Here is a 24,816-nt window from a genome sequence, read left to right on the forward strand (position 1 = left end):
AAGCCCGGCCGGACGCGTGTAAAGTTCCAAAGAAAAGGGGCTGACCTTCGTCAGCCCCTGATTGCGGCTTTTCAAACAGCTGTGCCGGTCAGAACTGCAAGGCCTCATGACTGCTGGTGTAGGAGTTCCCTGTCTGAACGCCTCCGCCAACGATGTGGACTTTATTGCTGATCGTTGCTGTTGCAGCGCCATGTTTGGGTGTAGGCACTTTGGTCAGGCTGCGCCAACTGTTGCTGGCGGGGTCGTACTCTTCGTTTTGCTCGAAGACCCCGGAAATACTATTGGGATTAGCTTCGCCACCCATGACCTGAACTTTGCCGTTAGCCGTTCCAACACTCATGGCCCGCCTGCCCGTTGGCATTGGAGTCATGTACTGCCAGGTATTGCTGGACGTGCTGTACTTCTCGACAGAAGAGAGTGCCGGCTCCGGGGCAGAACCGTCAGAATTGCGCACCCGTCCACCAAATACATACAGCTCGCCATTCAACACCGCTGAGCCAGGGTTGTCGCGGCGGGTTTGCAGGCCCGCTGCACTCTGCCAGGTCCCGTTGCCCGGATTGAAGACTTCGACTGTGGGCAGGGATACGCCGTTATTGTCCATGCCGCCTGCCACGTAGATCAGTCCGTTCACGGCCTGTGCGGTTGCGCCGCCGCGGGCGGTCGGCATTGCCGGCAGGGTCTGCCAACTGTTGCTCGCCGGGTTATAGACTGCCGCATTGCTGACCGCTCCTGAGAAGGGCGCGGTGGAGCCGCCAAACACATAGATCAGCCCGTTATGTGCGACGACAGCCGGATTTTCAACCCCCGGGCCAGGCAGGTCAGCGCCCTGGCTCCAGCTATCCGAGTTCGCGTCATAGATAAAGAGAGTGGTCAGGTGACCGCTGGCATTCTTACCGCCGACCATGTACATCCTGTCGTTGATCGAAGCGCCACTGGCGTCAAGTATGCTGATCGGGCTGGGCGCCAGGGTAAGCCAGCATCCCAGGCTTACCGGGCTGAGCGATGTTAGCTTGCCGCCGCCGAACTGACCTACGAAAATGGTGCCGTCGGGGCGACTGGTCATTGGCAACGGATCATTGAAGCCAGTCACCAGGGGCTCCCCTTCGATGACGCCATCGCCGGTTTCATTAAGGCGTACCCGGAAAATGTCATCACCAATGGAATAGTTGGTGATCAACAGTTGTCCGTTAAGGTAGTCGCCAACACATCCTTGAGGGCCGCTGTACTCGATAATAGCGTTGGAGGATTTATGGTCGCCCAGATCGAAGAGGGCTGGTTCATAATTGGGCAACGGAGCGACATTCTGGTAGCTGCCATCTTTGAACACACACTCGTCACGGTACGGGTTGGGGTGGCCGTAATATTTGCCTTCCTGAATCAGCAGTAACAGGTCTGGTTGTGCGCCGGGGTTATGTCCGCCATTCAGGTAACTGGCGGTATTTGCGAGCCCGGTACAGACTGGCTCGGGTTTTGGCGGATAGGTGCCGGTAACACCAAGGCCGTTGTCTGTGGCGTACATCTTGCCGTTGGAGTGAAACACAAAGTCGTAGCTGTTTCTCAAACCAGTGGCGTAAGGCACCACGTCACAGGGAGGCGGGCCGTACATGTTCGCGGTATTCGCACAAGTGCCATCGAACGATGCGGCGAAGACATCGGCTACTACGATAGCTGCGCTGAGTGGCTGCTCGGCCCGGTCTCCGAATTCGGACGCCGAGCTGTTCGGCGCGCCTGCACCAGTGTTGCCCCCGACCGCAATGTACAAACGGTTGTCGTCGCCAAAATGGATGGAGTTGATGGAATGGTTCGCGATTGCGCGGGGAAGGCCGGTGATTCGGTGTTCCACGTTCGCAAAGTTTGTGCCGCTGAGGCGGGTGACCATGCCGGAGTTAACTTCTCCGTTATCAACGGAAGGGCTTGAGTGAGCTACCCAGAGATCCATGTTTCCGGCTGTTGCACCCGGTGACACGGTGATACCCAGGGTGAGGCGTGGCCCTACACTGTTAATCAGGGATTCAATAACCTGATCGCCCACTACATTCATGTCGGCATCAAAGGTCAGGGCACGGATGGTACCGAACAGTTCCGTTACGTAAAGCCGGTCATCGGGACCCCATACCATGGAGGTGGGGTAATCGATATTGTAATCCTTGCGCAGGAATTCCACTGCGGATTCGGGCGAAAGGGGGCCTCCTCCGGCTTCCATGGTGAACTCATCGAACAGGTAGGTTATCGGGCTCGAACCGTTACGGTGAGTTGCAAAAATACCAGTGAAGCTGCGGGTACCAATCTCCGGATCTATTCCTGCGGCATCGAAGCTGAAGAATTCGTCCGGGGGCGACACGGTTCCTGCCTGCTTGGTGGTTCCACCTTCGACCTTGTAGGTCAGATCCACAGTCCGGTTGTAGGGATTTACAATCATCGAGAGTGTGACGTCTGCTCCAGCAAGACCAGCTACGGTGATGTTCTTTTCTGTCGCGAGGCTTCCTGCGAGCTCCAGAAGGTAGTGGATCTTGAGTCCCTGGGGAGTCGATATGACCACCAATTTCACATAATTGTCCTGATTGTTTCCGAACCAGAGTCCGGCTTGTTCGTAATTGCCGCTCCCGGTCGGAACATTCAGGATTTCAGTGGAAATCTGTGTGATCTGGTTCGGTGCTGCGAAACCTACTCCGAGGGCATTGGCCTGGCTGTTTATATTTCTGAACGAAATGCCGGAGGTAGTGGTGTACTTCAAAACACCTTCGAAAAAGCTCATTTCGAGGTTGCCCGGTATATACCCGGACCCACTGGCCGGTTCATCGAGCCATGTAAACCCGGTTCCCCAGCCATTGGAATCCGGGTAGTAACCCTGACCTTCGGTGAAGGTGAGCTGATAGGGCAGATCAATGCGCACGTCGCTGCATGGTACCGGTGCGCACTTGTCATCACTTGACAGGATCATGGTTACCGGAACATTGATCGCTGATCCACTGCTCGGTGTGAGTGTGATCGTAGCGTCGAAGCTACCGGTCGTATGGCCTGAGCTGTCGACCTGTACATTGAGATTCTCAGGTGTGGTCCCGCTGGTGGGGGAGACAGCCAGCCAGGGCATATTAGTACTCACAGTAAAATCCTGATTCTCATTGGCGCTGTGACTCACGCTCAGAGTCTGGCTGGATATTGGAGAGTCAGGCTGACCGTTGAATACCAGCGAGGTCGGGTTGGTCAGAATGCCCTGAGAGCCTGAGGTAACAGTCAGCGCATAGGTGAGCTCTCCCGCAGTGTACCCGGAGGCACTGGCTGTGAGCTTTCCGGTGTAGGTGCCCGCGGCGAGCCCGGCCGGATCCGCAGTAACAGTAATCGTTGCCGGAGTCGTAGCGGAATTGCCCGTGGCAGACAACCAGCCAGCGCTCGATGAAATTGAGAAACTGGCGGAGGAGTTATCGCTCGCGGTCAGACTGACACTTGTCGTAATGGGGTCCGGATTATCCACATGTCGGGATCCGGAAAGGCTGGCATTACTGAAGGAAAGTGCCGCCCTATCGTTGGCGACAGTGAAGAACTCAGTCACTTCGTGAATGCTACCGTCACTTTCGCTCACTACCGCTGTGACCGTATGGCTGCCTTCACTGAGCACCAAGGTGTCATAAGGATAGGCTGAGTCGTCTGGTGCTGTGCCCGCCATGTCGTAGGGAGGCAGATTTTCAGTCTGGTTGGGGGAGCCTGATTTCTGAGGGTTGTCGATGTAAAACCTGACCTGAGACATGCCACTTTGCTGAGGCACGAAGACATAGATATCCCCTGCGACAGTCAAGCCGTTAAGCCCGGAAGCACCGGAGCGGTCAGGCGAGGTGCTGATCATCAGCGAATAAGCACTGGTTGAGGGTTGTACCACTGTCAGGTCGACCGTCAGGTAAGCTGTAGCAATGCCGGTACCGGTAGCCTCTACCGTCGCTGTATACTGGCCGGCGCTCAATCCGTCCGGGTTTGCGGTGATGGTAAGGGTTTTGGGTACAGTGCCGGTGGTGGGTTGAACGGTTAGCCAATTGGCATTATCCGAGATAAAGAACGTCTCACCACCCGATGTTGATGAGGACAGACCCACCTGTAATGTTTCTGAACCGCTGCCCGCCTCCAGCGCGAAATCCAGATTCGTCTGGCTGAAGGAGAAGGCTGGCGCCGAGTTGTTGACTGTAAAAGTTGCTGACAGTAATTCGCTGGTGCCATCGGTGTACGTGGTCCGCGCATAAACGCTGTGTTGACCGTCTGGAATGGAGTTGGTATCGAACGGGAGTGCCGTGAGGTCGGCCGCTGTCCTGTTGAAGTCAAATGGCTTCAGCCTCTCCGTCACTCGTGGGGACGCTGGAGGCGGATTATCCAGGTAAAAATCAACTTGCTTTATCCCGGTTTCCGGTGCCACAAAAATGTACACCAGATCATTGAGTTGGGCGCCGCTGAGCGCAATGGGAGCGGTCCGCTCCGCAGATGTGCTCACCAACAAATTCGGTGCTGCCTGAACGGCGAATGCAGCCAGAAAAAAACACGCTGCCAGAATGAAACGCAGGGTATAACGAAGCCGGATATCACGCATGCCTGGTGCCTCCCTCAAGACTTTTTGTAATTCCTTTTTTCCCTTGGGACGGGAGCATCTTTCCTGCCAGTCAAGCACTTCAGGACTTAATACAATGTGATATGCTCAACCGTAATCCGCGTTCAGCGGTGGCTTGTAAGGTTTATTGACAGGCTATGTCAGCGCTTTACTCAAGGACGACGCAAACATGAATCTCTTTCTGACCAGAGCCTGGCAGGATGCCTGGTGGAAGCACTGGGGAGTGACCCCGGGTTTCGAACTCGTGAGTGAAGGCCGGGGTTGCTCGGGGCTCTACCTGCACCGCTACAAGTACAAGGGCGTTTTGCCCATAAGCTGCCTGCAGTTCATCGGCACGAACTATCGCCGGCTATCCACGCCCCGCACTGAGTACAACAGCCTTCCCACTGCTACTCCCGCTGCAATATTTTCCGTGGATTGGAGTGAAGCGGTGCTCGCTGACATGCCAGAGGACTCACCGGCGGTCCGCGCTCTTTTAGATTTGGCTGAAGAACGCCAGTGCCTGGTTCGGCGAGTTGGCGGAGATGTTGCCTACTCTATTGAGACGAATGGCCTTTTCAGCGACTACCTGGCGAGGCTTGGCAGTGGTACACGTTTAAGGCTGTACAACCGTCGTTCGGTCCTGGAGCAGGTTGGCGGTGTGACCATCGGGAACTGGTGGCCCGACAAACCTGTCTCATTTTTTGAATTGTTGAATGATTTCCATCGTGACCGCTGGGATCAGCCCTGTTTCAACGAGACCAGTCTGTCATTTCATCAGGAGTTTCTGAAGAATATTGTTCATGAGGGCGGCAGGCCGGAACTGTCGGTGATTTGCGTTTCGGGCAGACCGGTTTCTGTGCTCTACAATGTTCTGTATAGAAATGTGGCATATAACCTGCAGGCCGGGTTTGTGGAGAATTTCCATAAAAAGCTGGCCTTGGGTACCCTGCATCTTGGGTACAGTATCGAAGCGTCGTTCGACAACGGCGACGTTGAAGCTTTTGATCTGCTGGCGGGCGGAGGAAAAAATGAAGACTATAAGGCGAAACTCGCAACCGATCGAACACCCCTGGTATCGCTGATGCTGGTGCGCAGCCGGCTTTTCAAACTGCTATATCGTATCAAGGACTCGAGGTAGAGAATCCGGACATGGATCGTTCCACACTCCAAAGGCATTCCCCATGGCTATTGCCGGTCGTTCTCCTGGCCGGAGTCGGGATTGCTGTCTGGCCAGCTCTCCAGGTGCTGTTCAGCCGCTGGCAGAAGTTCGATGAATCCTATTCCCACGGCTTTCTTGTTCTGGTCGTTTGCGTGGTGCTCTCGGTGCGTAAATGGCGGATTGTTCGCCCGGTCAATGGGTTTTATCCGGCCTGGTTGTTTCCTCTTGCCCTGGCAGCCGCCGTCTACCTGGCTGGCAGTGTCCTGTTTGTCGAGGCTTTCCAGCAGATAGCGATGGTTCCGTTGTTCCTCAGTTTGCTGTTGTTGATTTGGGGCTGGAGACAGGCGTCCGCGTTCTTCCTGCCCGTTGGCTTGCTGATCTTCGCTATTCCGGTGTGGGATTACCTGTCCTGGCCTTTGCAACTGATTACCGTCGCGGTGAATCAACTACTGTTGTCGGCACTCGGCATCGATTTCACCGTTGAAGGCGTGTTTGTCTACTTTCCGGGGGTGGGGGCCTTTGAGATCGCTCATGGTTGTTCCGGGCTGCGTTATCTCCTGGTTGGCCTGACGATTTCCACCATTTACGCAGAACTCAGCTATCAGCGCCTGACAGAACGGGTGATTCTCCTGGTTGCAGGGGCGTTGCTGGCCATGGTTGCGAACTGGATCCGGGTGTTTGTGATTATCTATGTTGGTTATGAATCCAACATGACTTCCTCGCTGATCTGGGAGCATGACTATTTCGGCTGGTGGGTCTTTGCAGGAACACTCGTCCCGTTGTTTGTGCTGGCAAGGTATCTGGAACACAGGCAAGAGCAGAGGCCCGCAAGCCCGGCCGGAACGGTTCTTCCCGGGAACAATGGGGGTATGAAAGCCTGGTTTTCACTGATTCCCGCTTTGGCGTTTGTAACCCTTGCATGGGCGGTCGAATCCTCAACTGCAGAAGCAGATTATACGGGCTCTGATCGGCATGGCTTTGAACTTCTTCCGTCGGAACAATGGTTACCCCTGTTTAGCGGTTCACTCGGGGGGTGGCAGCCGGTCACTCAGCAGCCGGACCTGGAATCGACCGGGGTTTTTGTTGAGCGGGACGAATTGCAGCCTGGACAAGCCCAGCCTGAATACTATGTCGGTCTCTTCACCTATAACCAGCAACGCCCCGGTAGCGAAGTCGTCCAGTATGCGAATCGCCTTTATGATGCCGATCTCCTGCTTCCCCAGCAGACCTTCACTGTTCCGGCCGGGAGTGGCACAACGTTGAGTGGACTTGCACTTAAGTACAGGCAAAGCGAATCCAGAGTCTATCTTGCCTATGGCTATTACGTGGAAAGTTTCTGGCAGGACGATGAGCTGAGAGCCAAACTTGCTCAGTTACCCGGGATCTTCAATAACCGGTCTGACGCATCACTGCTCGTGATTGGCGTCCGGTGCGACGCCTGTGACGGAAAGGCCAGCCTGGAGCGGCTGGCCCCCCTGGTCCGCGAGCGGGTCGAGAACCGTCTGGATGAACGGTTCGGGACGGCCGGGACCAACTGACACAACAGAGGCTTCAATTACGGGACCTCAGCGGAAACCGGTTCAGAGGGTGCACTGCTCAGTCCGTTGGTATCCACCACCCGAATGGTGAAGTACCACAGTCCTGAGGTCAGGTTACTGAACGTGTAGTTGTCCTCGCTACCACCAACGTTGATGCTCTGATCCAGGTTGGTAACCTCCTGGCCATAGTTGATGACGTAGTAGTCAATCTCGGAGAGAGCAATCGAACTACCGTCCATTCGGGTTGAAGGAGGCGTCCAGGTCAGTGTGACAGTGCCCCCGGTTTCCGATGGCGCGGGCTCACTTGTTTCCGGAGCCGTGGTTTGTGATGAATCGCCCGAAACACTCGTTAGCGTGTACGGGTCGAGCCCGCTTTCGTAAGCCTCGATATTGCTGATACCCGAATCGTTGTTCACGCCGTCGGCATCAGGTACCCAGGCATTCAGGCCATACTGCAGCTCCCAGGTGTCCGGGATGCCATCGTTGTCGGAATCCAGGGAAGCCATTTGGGTCATATCTGGCGAGATGATAGTACTGGCGGTGTCGACGTTGGAATTGGTACTGAGATTTCGAACACTATACTGCGCAACGGCCGTGCCTGTGCCCTCATAGTACTCGATGGTAAGTCTCAGCTCCTCGCCAGCGTTCAGTGACCGGTTATAGGTAAAGGTAGTGGGAGCATGGGACGACCAGTCGTTAATTACGAGTTCCCCGTTCGCATAGAGGCGGACACCGTCATTGGTGCGCACTGAGAATTCATACTCATTGGTTCCACTGGAGTGAGGTGCCGTAAAGATACCGCTCCAGCGGACGGAGAAGTTGTCAGCGGGGCTTTCCGGTATCGGAGCGCCGTTGCCCCAGTTGAAATCGACGGTTTCATCGACTTGTACTGCGAGTAAGCGTTCTAAATTGGTGCCGGAAAAATATTGCCCTGTAAAACCGGTTACGTATGCGATTTCATCAGTCTCTGGCGTTGTGTCGGGCTCCGGTTCCGGGGCAGGGCTGTCACCCGGATCATTCAGCTCTGTTCCGGCAACGTATTCTTCCAGGTTGGTGTAGCCATCATTGTCGAGGTCCTCGGAGGCATCAGCCGGATCCAGTGGGTCCAGCCCATAGGCATACTCCACGCCATCGGGAATCCCATCGTTATCGGAATCCGGGTTCCCCTCGGCTGTGCCAATCAGGAATTCGTCCGCCGCGGACAGTAAATCCTGGTCCGGGTCGCTGGTGGCGTCAGAAGGATCATTCGGATCGAGGCCATGCACGATTTCCCAGTTGTCATATAGCCCATCCTGGTCCTGATCCAGGGGAGGGAAAGATGGATTGAATGCAAGTCCCTCAGAGCCGTCCACGAATCCAACACGATAGCCAAAATTATAGGCTTCCTGGCTAGTCTGACCTGTATCCATCGTCGGTTGTGCCCAGCTGTATATGTAGTCGCTGCCAATTATTTGCTGCGAAATCCCCGGCCCTTCCCAGGCAACAGCGAAGTGGTCACTACCCAAACCTTCTTTCTGCAGAACCTCAAAATAATACCTCTGGCCAGATTCCAGAGTGACATAGCTGGATGTTTGTGAGGAGTATTTGGTGAATTGGTTGACGCTGGTCCAGCCGGGAACCAATGCGTTCAGGGTAGCGTCATCCGGAGATTCCGAAGTGCTGAGCCAGAATTCGGCTTTGTCATTTGCGCTCAGGAAGAATCGATATTGCCCGGACGAGGGAGGACTGATGAACCCCCTGACGTAAGATCCATAGTCCTCAGCTCGGTTTTCCGGATCCTCCAGACTGGTCAGCACCGCGACCTCGTCCGGATTATCCGGAAATTTGGGAGACGACGTCATCGTCTCTATGTCGGTCCCGACGAGGTTGTCATAATACCTGACTTCAACCTGGCCGGGCTCACTGGTCTCCGGAACCGCAGCAGTAGGAGGAAGAGACTCTATGCCACGGTATTGCCAGCTCTGGCAGCCCGTCACGAGCAGAATGGTGCATCCCAGCCCAAGAACCTTGCTCACAGACATAGTCATCCACCTTCCTGGTTAATGAAACAGTCTGTTAAGTATGGTGCCCACGGGTTTACACGCCAGCGTGGGCTTGGAACATTTCGCTCTTTGTGCCTGAAGCTTATATCGCCAACTGCTTACAGCTTCTCCAGCAGGGCATCCGCCTTTTCTTGTTGGCCTGTGGCCTTGTAGGCTTCGGCCAGGTGCAAGGCAATCTGTTCTCCCGGTTCGAGCTCATAGGCCTTTTCGAGAATCGGGAGGCTATCCTCGTGGAATCCCTTGTTGAACAGGATCCAGCCATAGGTATCCGCGACTGAGCCGGATTGTGGTGCAAGTTTATAGGCACGTTCGGCCAGCGGCAGTGCATCCGGATGATCCGATTCGAAGTAAAGCCAGGCCAGATTGTTCAGGGCCAGAATGTTGTTGCTGTCCAGCTCAAGGGCCCTCCTGTACGCCTGTTTCGCCTTGTCTGGCTGTGCCTGATTCTGGGCGAAAAGGGCAAGAGTCAGGGGCAGGCGTGGATCGTTGGGCCAGGTTTCCATGGCCTGCTCAAGGGCAGTGATGGCAGCTTCCGGATCGCCCGCCTGGTTCAGTTCCCTGGCGTGGGCCAGTTCGGTTATCACGTGGCTCTGTTTTTCCAGCGCAAGCTGATACATGCGGGCTGCGGCCGTGTGATTACCCTGATTGGCAAGATATTCCGCTTCCACAACCAACGGGCGGTCGGACTCGGGGTGGGCCAGACGGGTCTCCTCGACGATCTTGCGCGCCTGTTCCGGCCGCCCCTGTCGGAAAGCGAGGCTGGCGGAGGCAACGGCTATGTCCAGGTGGTTCGGGAACAGTGCCCGGCCGCGATCCAGCAATTGTTGAGCTTCGGCTGTGTCGCCTTCTGCCATCTTCCGGGCGGCTGTGTCGTAGTAGAGCTTTGCCACCAGGGGTTCCGCTTCGGCAGGCTGGTTCTCGGCAGTGCGTTCTATCAGCTTGGCCGTCAGTTCGTCTGCCCTTGAACGGTTTTCGGCCATCAGGGCCTGCTCAAGCAGCACCATTCCCGGTGCGATGGCGTCCGAATGCTGTCCGAGAAGGTCTTCCATATAAGCTGCGAGCTCTTCCGGTGTGAGCAGTTCCGAGAGGCCTCTTATCGCATTGGTAGTGTCAGGTTCGATCGACAAGGCGTCCCGGTACAGGCCAATAGCACCGTCCCGGTCTTCCCGGAAAAGGGCTAGCCGGGCCAGTGCTACGAGGGGGGCGGCAGTACCGGGGGCAGCCTCCCGGGCCTGTTCGAAATAGCGCTCTGCTGTGTCGGGCTCTTCGTTTTGTAACGCCAGTTCCCCGCGAATCAGCAGGGCGCGGCTGTTTTCCGGCTGCTGTTTGATCCATTGCTCCGCTGCGCCGACAGCCTGGTCGAGTTGACCGTTGGATGCGTAGGCCTGCACCATCAGTTGCCAGGCATCGTCCCGGAGCTCAGGGACGTCGGTGAGCATCCGGATTTGCTCCAGGGCGTCCTCAGTCCGGCCTGCCTGAACGAGGTAGCGGACGTAGCGCAGTCTGAGGGCGTGATAGTCAGGTTTCTGGCTGAGAGCGGATTCGATAATCCGCTCTCCAGACTCCGTATCTCCGCTGGCGAGGGCAGTGATTCCCATCAGTGCCATCACGGATGGATCGCTCTCTTCCCCTTCCAGGTCGGCAATCGCTTCTCTGGCACCCTGGATGTCGTTCAGGCTCAGACGGGTGGCTGCGAGCAGTTTACTTGCCGCATCCAGTTCGCCCAGTTCTGCGATGGGTGCCAGCAGGGTCTCGGCTTCTTCCACGCGCCCCTGTCTAAGGCGAATCAAACCCAGTAACAGGGCACTTTGCTGGTGTTCCGGTGCCTGCGCCAGGATCTCTTCGAGATAGCCCGCAGCGGAATCCAGATCATTCTCTTCCAGAGCTGCCTGCGCCGCCGTCAGGTTGGCCCTGATGGTTCCCGGTGCCGATTTGGCAAGAATTTCCTCGTAAACGAAGGCTTCCCGGGCCTTGCCCTGCGCCCGGAGAACATTGATAAGAGAGGAGATGGTTTCGTATTTTCGGTAGGTCATTACGTCGTACTGGCCGATGTTCTCCAGAGCGCGGATATAGGCGGTTTCCGCCTCGCCCCACTGTTCGTTGGCATCCGCTATCCTGGCTTTCAGCAGCCAGAGTTCCGGGTGGCTCTCGTCGATCTTGCTGGCGGTATCCAGCATTTCGCTTGCCCGGTCCAAATCGCCGGACAACCAGGCAACCCGGGCCAGGCCAATAACGGGCATTATGGCGTTGCTATTGGCTTCACGGGCCTGCCGGTAAACCTCACCGGCCTTCTCGAGTTGCCCGGAATCAATCAGGATGCGGCCCCGCAGCAGGTTGGCCTCAAGCTGCTCTTCGTTACCCGGCGAGTCGAGCAGCTCCAATGTGGCAAGTGCCTGCTCGGGTTTGCCCTTCATTAAGAGGGCTTCTGCCCGGATGAGGTGGGCGCGGTTGCGTTCGGTGTTGTTCAGCGACTGTTCGGGAATGAGCTCCAGAAATTCATCCAACTGGCGCTCAGCGTTGGCTGCATCGCCTGCGATAAGCAGGTTGTTGATAATCAACAGATAGGGCTCGGACCTCTGCGGCTGAAGCTCAATGGCGCTTCGCGCCTCGAGTGTGCTGGCCTTGAGCTCCCCCTGTTTCTGGAAGAAGCGTGCCTGGTCAAGGTGACTTATGTATTGCAGCTCTTCCTGGGTCATCTCCGTGTCGCTGCCACAGCCCGTAATGCCCAGAATGATTGCGGTGGAGAGCAACGTTACCCGCAAAACCTCTGCTACTTTCATGTCTGAATTCCTTCGCGTGTTCCGAATTTTATTCTTGATGTGGTTCAGGCATTGCCAGCGAACTCGGATGTCTCGATCTTGTATTTGTCGGTCAGGTTATACAGCGTCGGACGCGTGATTCCGAGCAGGCGTGAGGCCTGAGCCATGTTGAAATTGCAGGATCTGAGGGCCTGGGTGATTGCCCGCCGCTCGGCGTTTTCCCGAACCTGCCGAAGGTTCAGCTGAGTATCCGAAGGGGTTTGCTCAGCGGGCAGGTCAAGATCCGCCGTGGTTACCCGTTTGCCATCGGCCATGATCGTTGCCCGCTTGACCTTGTTTATCATCTCCCGCACGTTGCCGGGCCAGGAATAGCCGGTGATGGCGTTGACGGCATCCTCGGTGAAGGTCAGGTTTGGCCGCTCCATTTGTTTGCCCAGGGATTTCAGGAGGGATTGGGCGATAACCAGTGAATCCCCGTCTCGCTCCCGCAGTGGAGGAATATCGAGAGTGATCTCACTGATGCGGTAATAGAGGTCTTCCCGGAAATCCCCGCTTCCAATCAGCTGGCGAACATCACGATGGGTGGCACACACCACACGTACATCCACCGGGATGGGCTTGACCGATCCGACCCGGTCGATTACCCGCTCCTGAAGGAACCGGAGCAGTTTGGCCTGCAACGCCATCGGCATGTCACCAATCTCGTCCAGGAACAGGGTGCCGCCGTTGGCACTCTCGATCTTGCCTTTCTTGCTCTGGGTTGCGCCGGTGAAGGAGCCTTTCTCGAAGCCGAACAACTCGCTTTCCAGCAGGTTCTCGGGGATGGCTGCGCAGTTGATCGCGGCAAAGGGCTTTTCTGCTCTATGGCTGAGATCATGGAGTCCACGGGCAAGAAGCTCCTTGCCGGTGCCGGTCTCGCCGGTGATCAGGGTAGTGACATCGGTGGGGGCAATTTTTTCAAGGGTCCGGCAGATAGTCGTCATCTGCGGGCTGGCGGCGACAATGCCTTTTATGCTGGTTCCGTTCTTGTGTTTGGAAAGGTCGCGGTTCTCCCGTTCGAGTTCCGCCAAACGGAACGCCCGATTCACCACAAAAGCAAGAATGTCGGCATCCAGTGGCTTCTGGTAAAAGTCCGAAGCGCCCATGCCGATAGCCCGGACAGCGTTCTCCTTGTCTTCCCGGCCGGTCACGACGATGATCTTGGTCAGAGGCGAAAGGCGGAGGATTTCCTCCAGCAGATGAAACCCTTCCGTGGCTCCACCAGGGTCAGGCGGCAGGCCCAGGTCCAGAGTAACGACTTCCGGTTCGAGTCGCCGAAGCGCTGTGAGGGCTGATTCGCGGTCCGAGGCGACTGCAACTTCCAAATCATCGCTGAAACACCAGCGCATCTGGCTTTGCAGGCCCGGGTCATCCTCTACGATCAGGAGTCGTTTGACTACAACCACAACACGTTCCTTGTCATGCTCGCTAAAATTTGCCGAAACGGAGTGTTTCGCAGTGTCCTTACACCTGATTCTTAACCGAACATTGACACTTTGCAATCGCTGTGTGCATTCATTTTTAAAACCGTCATTTAATTGACGTTCCGTGCAGGGTTTTCGGTGTTGAATTCTGGCAACTCCTTCTCTGGTGGCGCGGCACCATCTTTTTCCCTGGCTAATGGAATTCGAACGGAAAAACACGAGCCAACCCCAGGCTCACTGGTAACATCAATATTCCCACCGAGCTGCTTGATGTACTCCCTGGCCTGATAGGCCCCAATCCCCATCCCGGTGAGGCCCTTGGTGCTCTCGAATGGCTTGAACAGGGATGTGTTGATGAACTCCTCGCTCATACCATTGCCGCTGTCCTGGATAAACAGCACAACATTGCCCCGGGCTATCTTCAGGTTCAGGGTGATCTCCCCGTCCGGTGCTGTGGCATCTTGGGCGTTCTGGATCAGGTGGCCCAGGACACTGCGCAGTTGCTCGTAATCCGCACGGATCCTCGCACTTGGCAGGGTTCCTGTCAGCCTTGGAACGGGGCGCTGATGGCTGTGATGGTTGACTAGGCTGCGGGCAAGTTCGGCCAGGTCGATGTCCTGTAATTGTGGGTCCTCTACGCTGTCGGGTTTGCGGATATGGTCCACCAGGTTCGACATTTTTCGCACCGCGTGTTCGGTGGTGTTGATCATGTCATCAATGAACGCGGGATTATGCTTGTGCTTGGGTGCGTTTTTGACGAGGAGCGAGAGCTGGGCAATCACGGTTTTCAGGTCGTGAACCATGAAGGAAGACGCCTTGCTAACCGCTTCGAACTGCATGGCCTGGGACAGCCGATGTTGCGCGTCCGCCTGTGCCAGCAGGTTACAGGATTGCCGCGCTACCACCTTGATCAGGTCAAAGTTTTCCCAGTTCAGTTCCAGCCGGGTGAAGGGATGGCCCACCATAGCGATGCCATAGAGGTCGTTGTCCAGGTACAGGGGGATCACCAGCCACGCGTCCGGGCTCTGGGCAATGGCATCGGGTATTTCCAGCAGGTCATAGCTGACTGGGTCATTCCGGTACTCGTGAAGGTCGACAATCCATTCCCGTTGCCCGAACAGGCGAACCAGATCGGAATCCGCGTCGATCATCGTGTATCTGGGCATGGCCATGTTGACCGAGCCTTTGAGCGTGTAGGCCCCGTGTTCGTCACGGAGCCAGATGGCTCCCGCATTGCTTTCCACCAGCCCGGAAAGGATGTGAATGACGCGGATCGGCAGTGGAGGATCATCACCGAGATTGGCCATTTCCCGGGTCATCTTCAGCCATTCTTCCCTATAGTCGTACTTGTAGTCGAAGAAATTCTGGCTGATCCGTACCATCAGCCGTGCCCGGATCCGGCGGGACACCAACAGGGTGGCGAGGAAGGCCAGGGAGATGGTGAAAAACAGGACCCTCAGGGCATCGCCCCAGTCACCCCCGAGGATCTTGACGTAATACCCGCCGAGGGCCAGGAACAGCAGGTAGCCGCCGGCCAGGACCAGGGTGCCGGCATGGAACACCGCGGACCGGGATAGCTGGAAATCCACCGGTTGCTTTCGGGTGTTCAGTACGTTGACGGCAAACAGGGGCACCAGCAACGCATTGACCAGTCCTCGGGCGTTCCAGAAGGATTCCGATATCTGGCCGAACAGCAGCGCATCGGCGTACATAAAGAAGTCGAAGGCGAAGATGGTGGCAATGCCGATGCAAATGTACTTGATACTGGAGCGCCCGAAGTTCGGGGAATTGCGCCAGATCTGCTCGACCAGGGACAACCCCATGAGGGAGAGCGCAATCTGTCCGAGTACTTTTGTCTTGCCGTTCAGGACTTCCCAGCCGAAGGTAAATTCGAGGATTCCGAAAGCCAGCAGGGCAAAGATCAGCGTGAAGATCGAGGCACCGAGTATCCGCTTCATCTGCCCGTGAATGGTGCCCTGGCGGGACGCGTTGCGAAGCAGGGCGAACAGGAGGGTAATCCAGGCGCCATCCCGGAGTAGTTCAATAATATACCGGGGGATGAATCCCGGCATACCCCAGAGCGATTGCGACACCAGGGCGGTGGCCCAGATGGTGGTCGCCAGGGCGGCGACAAACAACGCCCTGTCCACGTCCCGCCTGAGATAGCGGGTCGCGACGAGAACGGTCAGCAGGCCAAAGGCAATGGCTGCTGCTCCGTGGCTGATCAGGCTGAGATCACTTAGCATCCCTTGCTTCCTGCATTGCTGCCTCGCTCCGTGACAGCAGGCCGGTAATTACACCGGTCGCTTGTTCTCCCGGTAGAACCGGAAAATTTCCTTCAGGGGTCGTTTCGGCTTGAAATCGAACTCCCTGGCAAACGCTCTGCCGTCGATAACGACAGGATACTTGAAAAAGGCGGTCAGGTACGAAGGGAAACTTTTCAGCTTCAGGGTTTTCAGAATCAGGTTCGGGACCACCGGCGGAATAGACGGAATCGGGATGCGCCGGCAACCGCAGAGTTTTAGTGCGTGCTGGTAGGCCACCCAGTCCTCTGGAGCCACGTTGAAGACTCCGCGAACCGGCTTCTTGTAGGCCCTGACGATGGCATCCGCCATGTCTTCGATATGGATGAATTGCATCATCGGCGAGAAGCCTGCGAGCACCGGAGCATTGTCGCTGGACAGCAGGGAGCTCATGGTGTTGCGCACCCCGGGGCCGACAATGTTGCAGGGGCGCAGGATGGTGATGTTCAGCTCCGGATAGCGCCACAGGTAAATGTTAGCCAGGTTCTCCAGCTCCACCGAATCCACCAGGTCCGCGCTCAGGCCGGCGGATTTCAGTGGTGCGGACTCGTCGATCAGAGCCGGGTTATAGGCCACGGCGCCATAGACGTGATAGGTGGAGAGCACCACAACCCGTTTGATGCCGTATTTATGGCTCAGGTCCAGCAGTTTCTGGGTGCCCAGCACATTGGCGTTGTACCGGCGCATCCGGGTCAGCTGGCTGGACTGGATCCGGCCCAGGTGGATGACGCCGTCAAATTCATAGCGGCGGAACAGGTCCTCGAATACGCGCTTGGTAAAGTCGATGCAGTAACTGGGAATGTCGTCTCCCAGGTAGACCTGTTCCCGGAAATCCACTGCAACGAGATCACAATGATCCCGCAGCTGGTTGATGACCCGCTGGGCCAAGGCGCCGGCAGCGCCGGTAACGAGGATGTGGGGTCTGCGTTGCTTGGTCATCAGAACAGCTTTTTCCTTTCGCTCAATCCCTTGTCGATGAGGCGGCTGATTTCCGCTTTCACCTGCTCGACCCGTTCGGTTACCAGCTCTTCCGGAATTTCCAGCTCATCAAAGTACATGGGCGGGCCAAAATTCAGGTGCACCTTCGTGGGCAGCACCACTGGCATGGCAACCGGTGCGTAGGGAATCCCCAGTGCTTTTGCCAGTGGCTTGATGTTGGCAATGGCCGGGATGGTCTCCTCACAGCCGACCACGCCCACGGGCACAATCGGTGCCTTGTATTTCATTGCCAGGTGCATGAAACCGTTGCCGAAGCGCTTGAGCTGGTAGCGGTCCCGGTAGAGCTTGCCCGAGCCCCGGATGCCCTCGGGGAACACGATGACGGCTTCGTTATTGGCGAGCATCTTGGCGCAGTTGACCGGGTCGCCGAGCACCGCGCCGAATTCGTTCAGCAGGTTACCCAGCCAGGGAACGGTGGGAAAGAACCGTTCGATCATGGCCCGGGGAATGCGGGGCTGTTGTTCGCGGGAGGCCACGGCATAGCCCACCAGGAGCCCGTCAATCGGGAGCTGGCCGCTGTGGTTGGCTATGATCAGCACCGGGCCCTCGGCAGGCACGTTCTCCACCCCGTGGGCCTCCACCCGAAAATATTTCTCGTATATTTGTCGGGTGAGGCTGAAACCGTATTTGATGACTTCATTGTTGTAGCCCCAGGGGTCATACCCCAGCGAGCCGATGGGCTTGCGGATCCGGTTGATGTGCTCGTCGATATCCGCGGTTATCAGTTTGGATTTCAGGTAACTCGCCAGGCTCATCCGTTCTCCCCGGTTATTTGCGTCCGATCAGCACACCCAGGGTGTGGCTCTGGCCGGTATTAAGCACTCTGTAGTCACTGGCTGCATTGGCGGTTTCGACACACAGCATGGCCTTCCAGGCCTCATCGGGAAAATCCGACAGCCGCGCCGCTTTTTCCGGGCCCGGATTCCAGATCACGGTGGAATCACTGCCCACAGAGGTCAGCTCCCGGCTGCCTGACGGAGTGACGATGGTCAGGGGTTCTCCGCTCTCGTAGATACGGTCGGTTTCCCCCTCGAAATACACCGGGCCTTCCTGATTCTTGTACTCCCAGTCATAGAGGGTGTCGATGTACTGACTGTAACCCAGGCCCAGTACCCTTGAACGCGTCACGTCCGAGGTTGGCAGGTAGGTGTGCAGGGCCTGGCTGAAGGCCAGGGCCTCTTCGCCCAGGTTGGTCGTGGTCAGCGCCAGCTGGCAGCCGCGTACTGAGAAATGAAAGGTGATCAGTGCCAGCGCGTGGCCGCTCCAGACGTCGGCGAAATCCTCGTTGGCGTCCAGGGAGAGGCTGATTTCCACTTCGTGGGCGTTTTCGCGTACGTCTTCGAGTTTCCATAACGCCGTGCGGGCAAAGCCGTGGGCGCTGTTGGTATGGATGCGCTTGCGGACGGCCGGCGGATTCTTTCCGGGATCGCCAAACCAGGGCCAGCATATCGGGATGCCACCGCGGATAGCCCGACCTGGCTCAAACCGGGCGTTCTTGCTGAGCCAGAGCCAGTCCGGCTCATCGCTTGGCATGAATTGCGTCAGGTGTGCCCCCTGGAGAAACAGGGTGGCGCGAAACAGTGGGTGATGGACCTCCAGGGCTTCCAGTTGGCCGATTGTTTTCCAGCGGGTGAAGGACCACTGGCCCGGAGAAAGGGATCGGGAGGGTCTGTGACTGCTTTCTGACATAGACGTATCGGGTTAGGTGACGGTTAAGTGTATCTGCTTATCATCAGAGTAAATTAAAACTGACCGCCCGGCGAGAATTGTGCCTAAAATAGCGCCGATTTCCCGAAGAGACCCGCCCATGGACAATCCCACGGTTACCCCGATCAGAGACCCCCTCTCGCGGACTGCAAGCCCTGAACTGGGTGTCGTTGCCGGCAGTGACATTACAGTCGTTGACGCAGGGCAGGCGCGTGTTACAGATGTCTCTGACGACTGGCTGGATAAGCTGGCGGACGGCCTGAGTGAACACGGCTGGATGTCCCTGGATGTCCGTGACCGGCTGGGACCTGCTCTGCTTGCGGCGCTGCGTGACGAAGTGGCCATTCTCGATCGCACCGATGCCATGAAAACGGCCGGCATAGGTCGTGGCTCGGACCTGGTCCGGGATCGCGCCGTGCGCCGTGACCGCATCGCCTGGTTGCAGGGGATTACGCCGCCCCAGGCGGAGCTCTTCCGTTTCCTGGATGCCATCCGCTGTGGTATGAACCAGCGCCTTTTCCTGGGCCTGAAACGGTTCGAGACCCACTATGCCACCTATCATCCGGGGGACTTCTACAAGAGGCATCTGGACAGCTTCCGTGGCCGTGCTTCCCGGGTGGTCAGCCTGGTTCTTTATCTGAATGAGGGCTGGGCCCCGGAGGATGGCGGAGCGTTACAGGTGTTCAACCGCGATAACGAGGACGAAGTCTGTGGCATGGTCGTTCCGGAAGCGGGCAGAATGGCCCTGTTCCTGAGCGAGGAAATTCCCCACGAGGTGCTGCCGGCAAATCGCATCCGGTACAGTCTGGCTTGCTGGTTCCGGCAGGATGAAGTGCCTTTGCCACTGTGAATTTCCGGGGTGCGCGATTTCCCGTTGTAGTCTGCAGGTCCATTTGCTAATATGCGCGCCGCTTTCGGGGAAACCCCGGAACGTCGTTATGGTGGCCCCATTGGTGCCTCCGCAACATGAAACCGTGAACCCGGTCAGGCCCGGAAGGGAGCAGCCGAAGCGGTGGAATTGTGTGCCGGAGATCTGCTGGTGGGGCCACCCCCAGTTTCCCCCTCCCGATGTGTTAATCCCCTGATTCCTCGCCCGTAATTGTGCTTCGGTCCCGGTGACAGAGTGCCAACTTTGCTTCTTATCAAAGCGGGTCCATGCTATGGTTAATCGCATTTTCACAGCAGTTGACGGAACATGAGCTACCAGGTACTTGCCCGAAAATGGCGCCCCCGCACCTTCGAGGACATGGTGGGCCAGGAACACGTGCTTCAGGCATTGATCCATGCCCTGGAAAACCAGCGTCTGCACCATGCCTACCTGTTTACCGGGACCCGCGGTGTAGGCAAGACCACCATCGGCCGTCTGCTGGCCCGCTGCCTCAATTGCGAAACCGGCGTAACCCCGAATCCTTGTGGTCAGTGCACCAGTTGCCAGGAGATCCAGGACGGCCGGTTTGTTGACCTGATCGAGATCGATGCGGCGTCCCGCACCGGCGTCGATGACATGCGGGAACTTACCGATAATGTCCAGTACGCGCCGACCCGTGGCCGCTACAAGGTGTACCTCATTGACGAGGTGCACATGCTTACCAACCAGTCCTTCAACGCGTTCCTGAAAACCCTGGAAGAGCCTCCGGAGCACGTGAAGTTCCTGCTGGCCACCACCGATCCCCAGAAGCTTCCGGTAACGGTGCTGTCCCGGTGTCTGCAGTTCAACCTCAAGCGCATGACCCCGGAGCACATTGCCGGTCATCTCAAGCACGTATTGACCGAAGAGGGGATTCCCTTCGAGGAACCGGCACTCTGGCTGCTGGCCCGTGCGGCCGATGGCAGTATGCGGGATGCCCTGAGCCTGACCGACCAGGCCATTGCCTTTGGTAACCAGAAGCTTGCCGCCAGTGACGTCAGCAACATGCTGGGCACCATTGACCAGCGGGATATCGAACGGATTGTTAACGCCCTGGTGGAACGTGACGGACCGGGTTTGCTCTCGGAAATTGCCCGGATCTCGGAATTCGCCCCGGATTACAGCGTGATCCTGGCGGACCTGCTGTCCCTGTTCCATCGGGTCACCATGGAGCAAGTGGTGCCGGGCAGTGCCGATAATGCCCTGGGTGATGCCAGCCAGGTCCAGGCACTGGCGCGGAAACTCAGCGCCGAGGATGCCCAGTTGTTCTATCAGGCCGCCCTGATGGGCCGAAAGGACCTGGATATCACGCCGGATGCCCGCATGGGCTTTGAAATGACCCTGCTGAGGATGCTGGCGTTCCGCCCGGGCACCGACCGGCGGGAACCGCCGACCGCGGGTTCCGGTGGTGACTCGGCCGCGGGGGAAACCCGGGATGAGCCCGGGCCTGCCGCTGCGCCGAAGGTATCGGAACCCGGGCCACAGGAGCAGGCAGCAGCCACACCCGCGCCCGAAGTGACTCCGGCCACAGCTCCGGAGCCGGACCCGGTTCCTCGGGCAGAGCCGGCACCTGTTTATGAGGAGCCGCCTCTGCCCGAGGAACCACCCGAGGTGGAGCCCGATTTCGGATACGCACCGGAGCCGCCTGAAGCAGGCCCCGAGCCGGTAGCGGAAGTCGAAACAAAACCGCAACCAGAACCTGAGCCCGCGCCCCAACCGGTTGTCGAAGAACAGAGTGGCGACTTCGTCTGGGAACGGGATTTCCGGGATCTTGGCATTGTTGGCATGCCCGGAAACCTGGCAAGCCAGACCGCTATGATTCGGGACGGCGATACAATCGTACTCACTATTGATGACGGCCATGCCCGTCTGCTCAATGCCCGGCACGAGGAAAAAATCGCCACTGCCTTGAGAAACCGCTTTGGCGACTCCATCGAGTTGCGCATAGAGCAGGGCGAACCCGGGCCGCATACGCCAGCCGCGTATGATGAGCGGCAACGCCAGGCACGCCAGCAGGCGGCGGAGGACGCCATCCGCAAGGATCCGGTGGTCCAGTCCATCGTTGAACGATTCGAGGCACGGATAGTCGAAGACAGTATCCGGCCCATCGAGACCAGCAGGAGATAGAACATGTTTAACGACATGGGCGATCTGATGAAAAAAGCCCAGCAAATGCAGGAAGAGATGAAGAAGGCTCAGGAAGAGATCGCCAAGGCCGAAGTGACTGGCGAGGCCGGAGCGGGCTTGGTGAAAGTCACCATGAACGGCCGCCACGATGTGAGCAGGGTTGAGATTGATCCCTCGCTCATTTCCGAAGAGAAAGAGATTCTTGAGGATCTTCTTGCCGCCGCGGTGAACGATGCCGTTCGCCGGGTCGAGGCCAACCAGAAAGAAAAGATGTCCGGAATGATGTCGGGAATGGGCATGCCCCCCGGTTTCAAGATGCCGTTCTGATCCGATCGTCTGTTGTATTCCGAGGATAGTTGATGGCTTTCAGTCCACTGGTTGATGAACTGGTCGAGTCCCTGCGGTGCCTTCCGGGGGTTGGTCAGAAAACGGCCCAGCGCATGGCTTTCCATCTTCTGGAGCGCGGCCGGTCAGGGGGCGCCCGTTTGTCCGAGGCCCTGCGCACGGCGATGGACGGTGTGCGTCGCTGCGACTCCTGCCAAAACTTCGCTGATACCGAGATCTGCGGGATCTGTGAGAACCCGACCCGCGAGAACGGCACCCTGTGCGTGGTGGAAAGCCCCTCCGATTTGCTGGCCATCGAGCAGGCCGGCGACTACAAGGGTGGTTACTTTGTACTGATGGGGCATCTGTCGCCCATCGACGGTGTTGGCCCCGAAGAAATTGGCATCGAACGCCTGCTCAAACGCGTCCAGGACGAAGGGGTGACTGAGCTGATTCTCGCCACCAACCCCACCGTCGAGGGCGAGGCGACGGCTCACTACATTGCCGACCGACTCGATGGCCGGAACATCCTCATCACCCGTCTGGCCCATGGTATCCCGGTCGGTGGCGAGCTCGGCTATGTTGACGGCTTCACACTGACCCACGCCTTCCGCGGTCGTAAACCACTCTCCGAATAGGCTACCCAGGCTTCCCTATGGCATCTTCTTTACCGGCCGTGGCCGCTCCCCCGGCCCCCGAGATCATTCACTGGATCGAGACTCCCCAGGAACTGGACAAATGGCTGGCGGCGGCATCGTCGGAGCAGCCGCTTGCGCTTGATACCGAGTTTGAGCGGGTCAACACGTTCTATCCCATCCCCGGGTTGGTACAGCTGGGCCTCGGTGATCAGTACTGCCTGGTCGATCCGGACGTGGCGGAGGCCTCTGTGGTGTTCCGCGAGGTGCTGGCGAACCCGGAGATCCCCAAGCTCCTGTACGCCATGAGCGAGGACCTGGAGTTGTTCCGCCACTGGCTCGGGATCGAACTGACAGGCGTGGTGGATCTCCAGATTGGAGCGGCCATGGCCGGCGCTGGTTTCTCCCTGGGCTATGCCCGCCTGGTCGAAACCCTGTTCGGGGAAACCCTGGATAAATCGGCTACCCGTTCTGACTGGCTGGCCCGTCCCCTGAGCGACGCGCAGCAGCGTTATGCTGTGGATGACATCCGGTTTCTCGAGCCCATGTACCGTTGGGTACTGGAATCCCTGAAGTCGCGCGACCTGGTCGAGGCACTGTTCGAGGAATCCCAGCGGTTTGCCTCCGAGCTTGCCGCCCAGGACAATCCGGAGCAGCACTATCTGAAATTGCGGGGCGGATGGGCCCTGAACCCGGAACAGCAAGCAGTTCTGAAGGAATTGGTGCGTTGGCGGGAACTGGAATGTCAGCGCCGTGACATGCCTCGTAACCGGGTGTTTGCCGATGCCCTGTTGATCCTGGTTGCCGAGCGGTTGCCGGAGTCGATGCGTGCGCTGGGTGACATCCAGGGCGTACCATCCGGAGCAGTGCGCCGTTATGGCGAAACCATACTCGAACTTGTCCGGGATGCCCGAGCTGCCGATAATGCCGGGTTTGAGCGGATTGCGCCACCACTGAGTCGTGATCAGCAGGCGAGTTTCAAACAGTTGAAGCGTACTGTCAGGAAGGTGGCGGAAGCTGCTGATATTCCGTTGGAACTGGTTGCTCCCAGAAAGCGTCTTGAGAAGTTGATGCAGGATGGAGAGCTGGATGGCAATCCGTTTTTCCAGGGCTGGCGCGAGGACTTGCTTGCCCCGGTTCGAAGCCAGATCGAGGACATACTGAAGCAATGAAAGAGCGGGAATTTATCTCCGTATTCAGAAGCAGCCGAAAGACGGACACCTACGTATTCGTGCGCCGTGGGCAGAACTGGGATGAGCTCCCCGAAGTCCTTCGCGGCATCTTCGGGGCGCCGATCCATTCCATGGACTTGCTGCTGACTCCGGACCGCAAGCTGGCCAGGGCCAACGGCAAACAGGTTCTGGAAGCCATCGAAGAAAAGGACTTCTACCTGCAGATGCCGGAAGAGCAGGAGGGCTACGTGGTCGAGTTCAAGCGCAAGCTGGAGCAACGCGACCAATGATTGCCCAGATCCCGTTCTGGCAACGTAAACGCCTGGACGAGATGACCTCGCAGGAGTGGGAATCCCTGTGCGATGGCTGTGGCAAATGCTGCCTGGCAAAGCTCGAGGATGAGGACACCGGCGAGGTCTACCATACCGATCTTGTATGCCAGTATATGGATCAGGACACCTGCCGGTGCACGGTGTATTCCGAGCGCTTGCAGAAAGTGCCCGGCTGCACCGTGATCACACCGGATACCGTCGGGGATTACTACTGGCTGCCCTATACCTGCGCCTATCGCTCGCTTGCCGAGGGCCGTGGGCTGGCGGCCTGGCATCCGCTAAGGAGTGGGGATCCGGAGTCCGTACACGAGGCCGGCATCTCTGTGCGCCACAGGGTGATTTCCGAAGAACAGGTCCCTGAAGAAGACTGGGAAGAACACATCATTCACTGGGTATTGTAATGTTAGACGCGGATACACAACTGGCCTACGGGATTTTTTGGGCCGCTTATGCCATTGCCTTCGTAATATTCTTCTACATGATGAAGCGGTTGTTCCGCTTCATTCCGCTGTATGGGCTTCGCACCCTGCTGTTGTCGGCGTTAATGGTGCTCCTGCTGACACCGGTCGAGTCGCCGGATGTGGCAGGCTGGTGGATGCCCGCCTGGCTCTATGGGGGGTACGAGTTGATCCTCGGCCACATGGAGACCGCCAGCATGGCGTGGTTCAACTTCGGCCTCGCGGGCCTGGTGATGTTGCTGGTATGGATCCTGGACCTGGTACGCTATCGCCTCGTCAAACGATGAGCGCTGCCTGGCCCGCTATTGATCAGAAACCTGA

Annotated in this window: 18 protein-coding genes and 1 other RNA gene; 11 read left to right on the forward strand and 8 right to left on the reverse strand. The window is 57.6% G+C overall.

Annotation, left to right across the window (positions count from 1 at the left end; all coding sequences use genetic code 11):
- Positions 1–88 precede the first annotated feature (88 nt).
- On the reverse strand, positions 89–4,648 hold the full coding sequence (locus tag R6W86_RS08230; protein WP_410328880.1) for a kelch repeat-containing protein: 4,560 nt from the start codon (positions 4,646–4,648) through the stop codon (positions 89–91).
- A 109-nt stretch (positions 4,649–4,757) separates the two neighbouring features.
- Between R6W86_RS08230 and R6W86_RS08235 the strand changes: the two genes are divergently transcribed.
- Positions 4,758–5,708 (forward strand): GNAT family N-acetyltransferase, encoded by a 951-nt coding sequence (locus R6W86_RS08235; RefSeq protein ID WP_410328881.1) that lies wholly within the window; start codon positions 4,758–4,760, stop codon positions 5,706–5,708.
- 11 nt (positions 5,709–5,719) lie between these two features.
- Positions 5,720–7,267, forward strand: a complete 1,548-nt coding sequence (xrt, locus tag R6W86_RS08240; protein ID WP_410328882.1) for an exosortase — start codon at positions 5,720–5,722, stop codon at positions 7,265–7,267.
- Between the two features lie 17 nt (positions 7,268–7,284).
- Here the strand turns inward: xrt and R6W86_RS08245 are convergent, their stop codons facing one another.
- The 7 genes from R6W86_RS08245 to R6W86_RS08275 form a co-directional block, all read right to left on the reverse strand.
- Positions 7,285–9,288, reverse strand: a complete 2,004-nt coding sequence (locus R6W86_RS08245) for a PA14 domain-containing protein (protein ID WP_410328883.1) — start codon at positions 9,286–9,288, stop codon at positions 7,285–7,287.
- Positions 9,289–9,407: 119 nt separating this feature from the next.
- A complete protein-coding gene (locus tag R6W86_RS08250; protein WP_410328884.1) occupies positions 9,408–12,089 on the reverse strand; it encodes a tetratricopeptide repeat protein in 2,682 nt (893 codons plus the stop codon).
- Between the two features lie 44 nt (positions 12,090–12,133).
- A complete protein-coding gene (prsR, locus tag R6W86_RS08255) occupies positions 12,134–13,513 on the reverse strand; it encodes a PEP-CTERM-box response regulator transcription factor (RefSeq protein ID WP_410328885.1) in 1,380 nt (459 codons plus the stop codon).
- A gap of 128 nt (positions 13,514–13,641) precedes the next feature.
- Positions 13,642–15,777 (reverse strand): XrtA/PEP-CTERM system histidine kinase PrsK, encoded by a 2,136-nt coding sequence (gene prsK / locus R6W86_RS08260; RefSeq protein WP_410328886.1) that lies wholly within the window; start codon positions 15,775–15,777, stop codon positions 13,642–13,644.
- Positions 15,778–15,825: 48 nt separating this feature from the next.
- Complete coding sequence (locus R6W86_RS08265) at positions 15,826–16,773, reverse strand: SDR family oxidoreductase (protein ID WP_410328887.1); 948 nt, start codon at positions 16,771–16,773, stop codon at positions 15,826–15,828.
- Entirely contained in the window at positions 16,773–17,588 is an 816-nt protein-coding gene (locus R6W86_RS08270) for a lysophospholipid acyltransferase family protein (RefSeq protein ID WP_410328888.1), read from the reverse strand. The genes R6W86_RS08265 and R6W86_RS08270 overlap by 1 nt, the downstream gene beginning before the upstream one ends.
- Positions 17,589–17,601: 13 nt before the next feature.
- Positions 17,602–18,522 (reverse strand): D-hexose-6-phosphate mutarotase, encoded by a 921-nt coding sequence (locus R6W86_RS08275; protein ID WP_410328889.1) that lies wholly within the window; start codon positions 18,520–18,522, stop codon positions 17,602–17,604.
- A 118-nt stretch (positions 18,523–18,640) separates the two neighbouring features.
- Between R6W86_RS08275 and R6W86_RS08280 the strand changes: the two genes are divergently transcribed.
- The 9 genes from R6W86_RS08280 (at position 18,641) to R6W86_RS08320 (ending at position 24,782) form a co-directional block, all read left to right on the forward strand.
- Positions 18,641–19,390 (forward strand): 2OG-Fe(II) oxygenase, encoded by a 750-nt coding sequence (locus tag R6W86_RS08280; RefSeq protein WP_410328890.1) that lies wholly within the window; start codon positions 18,641–18,643, stop codon positions 19,388–19,390.
- A gap of 98 nt (positions 19,391–19,488) precedes the next feature.
- Positions 19,489–19,585: signal recognition particle sRNA small type (gene ffs / locus R6W86_RS08285), an RNA gene on the forward strand.
- Between the two features lie 150 nt (positions 19,586–19,735).
- A complete protein-coding gene (gene dnaX / locus R6W86_RS08290; protein ID WP_410328891.1) occupies positions 19,736–21,574 on the forward strand; it encodes a DNA polymerase III subunit gamma/tau in 1,839 nt (612 codons plus the stop codon).
- Between the two features lie 3 nt (positions 21,575–21,577).
- Positions 21,578–21,901 (forward strand): YbaB/EbfC family nucleoid-associated protein, encoded by a 324-nt coding sequence (locus tag R6W86_RS08295; protein WP_410328892.1) that lies wholly within the window; start codon positions 21,578–21,580, stop codon positions 21,899–21,901.
- A gap of 32 nt (positions 21,902–21,933) precedes the next feature.
- The gene (recR, locus tag R6W86_RS08300) at positions 21,934–22,536 is read left to right on the forward strand and encodes a recombination mediator RecR (RefSeq protein ID WP_410328893.1); all 603 of its coding nucleotides are present in this window, start codon (positions 21,934–21,936) and stop codon (positions 22,534–22,536) included.
- A 17-nt stretch (positions 22,537–22,553) separates the two neighbouring features.
- Positions 22,554–23,705 carry a ribonuclease D gene (locus tag R6W86_RS08305; protein WP_410328894.1) on the forward strand — a complete coding sequence of 384 codons (1,152 nt, stop codon included), beginning with the start codon at positions 22,554–22,556 and terminating at the stop codon, positions 23,703–23,705.
- A complete protein-coding gene (locus R6W86_RS08310) occupies positions 23,702–23,995 on the forward strand; it encodes a YcgL domain-containing protein (RefSeq protein WP_410328895.1) in 294 nt (97 codons plus the stop codon). Before R6W86_RS08305 ends, R6W86_RS08310 begins: the two co-directional genes overlap by 4 nt.
- Positions 23,992–24,438: a YcgN family cysteine cluster protein gene (locus tag R6W86_RS08315; RefSeq protein WP_410328896.1), complete on the forward strand. Its 447-nt coding sequence runs from the start codon at positions 23,992–23,994 to the stop codon at positions 24,436–24,438. The genes R6W86_RS08310 and R6W86_RS08315 overlap by 4 nt, the downstream gene beginning before the upstream one ends.
- Positions 24,438–24,782: a hypothetical protein gene (locus R6W86_RS08320; RefSeq protein ID WP_410328897.1), complete on the forward strand. Its 345-nt coding sequence runs from the start codon at positions 24,438–24,440 to the stop codon at positions 24,780–24,782. The genes R6W86_RS08315 and R6W86_RS08320 overlap by 1 nt, the downstream gene beginning before the upstream one ends.
- Positions 24,783–24,816 lie beyond the last annotated feature (34 nt).

Origin of the sequence: Marinobacter sp. (assembly GCF_046484525.1) — a bacterium.
Classification (GTDB): Bacteria; Pseudomonadota; Gammaproteobacteria; order Pseudomonadales; family Oleiphilaceae; genus Marinobacter.

Coding starts and splice junctions, on each gene's coding strand:
- R6W86_RS08275 (WP_410328889.1), bottom strand. CDS start 18,522: ATGTCAGAAAGCAGTCACAGACCCTCCCGATCCCTTTCTCCGGGCCAG.
- recR (WP_410328893.1), top strand. CDS start 21,934: ATGGCTTTCAGTCCACTGGTTGATGAACTGGTCGAGTCCCTGCGGTGC.
- R6W86_RS08310 (WP_410328895.1), top strand. CDS start 23,702: ATGAAAGAGCGGGAATTTATCTCCGTATTCAGAAGCAGCCGAAAGACG.
- R6W86_RS08245 (WP_410328883.1), bottom strand. CDS start 9,288: ATGTCTGTGAGCAAGGTTCTTGGGCTGGGATGCACCATTCTGCTCGTG.
- R6W86_RS08235 (WP_410328881.1), top strand. CDS start 4,758: ATGAATCTCTTTCTGACCAGAGCCTGGCAGGATGCCTGGTGGAAGCAC.
- R6W86_RS08270 (WP_410328888.1), bottom strand. CDS start 17,588: ATGAGCCTGGCGAGTTACCTGAAATCCAAACTGATAACCGCGGATATC.
- dnaX (WP_410328891.1), top strand. CDS start 19,736: ATGAGCTACCAGGTACTTGCCCGAAAATGGCGCCCCCGCACCTTCGAG.
- prsK (WP_410328886.1), bottom strand. CDS start 15,777: ATGCTAAGTGATCTCAGCCTGATCAGCCACGGAGCAGCAGCCATTGCC.
- R6W86_RS08295 (WP_410328892.1), top strand. CDS start 21,578: ATGTTTAACGACATGGGCGATCTGATGAAAAAAGCCCAGCAAATGCAG.
- R6W86_RS08315 (WP_410328896.1), top strand. CDS start 23,992: ATGATTGCCCAGATCCCGTTCTGGCAACGTAAACGCCTGGACGAGATG.
- R6W86_RS08250 (WP_410328884.1), bottom strand. CDS start 12,089: ATGAAAGTAGCAGAGGTTTTGCGGGTAACGTTGCTCTCCACCGCAATC.
- R6W86_RS08265 (WP_410328887.1), bottom strand. CDS start 16,773: ATGACCAAGCAACGCAGACCCCACATCCTCGTTACCGGCGCTGCCGGC.
- R6W86_RS08320 (WP_410328897.1), top strand. CDS start 24,438: ATGTTAGACGCGGATACACAACTGGCCTACGGGATTTTTTGGGCCGCT.
- R6W86_RS08305 (WP_410328894.1), top strand. CDS start 22,554: ATGGCATCTTCTTTACCGGCCGTGGCCGCTCCCCCGGCCCCCGAGATC.
- R6W86_RS08280 (WP_410328890.1), top strand. CDS start 18,641: ATGGACAATCCCACGGTTACCCCGATCAGAGACCCCCTCTCGCGGACT.
- xrt (WP_410328882.1), top strand. CDS start 5,720: ATGGATCGTTCCACACTCCAAAGGCATTCCCCATGGCTATTGCCGGTC.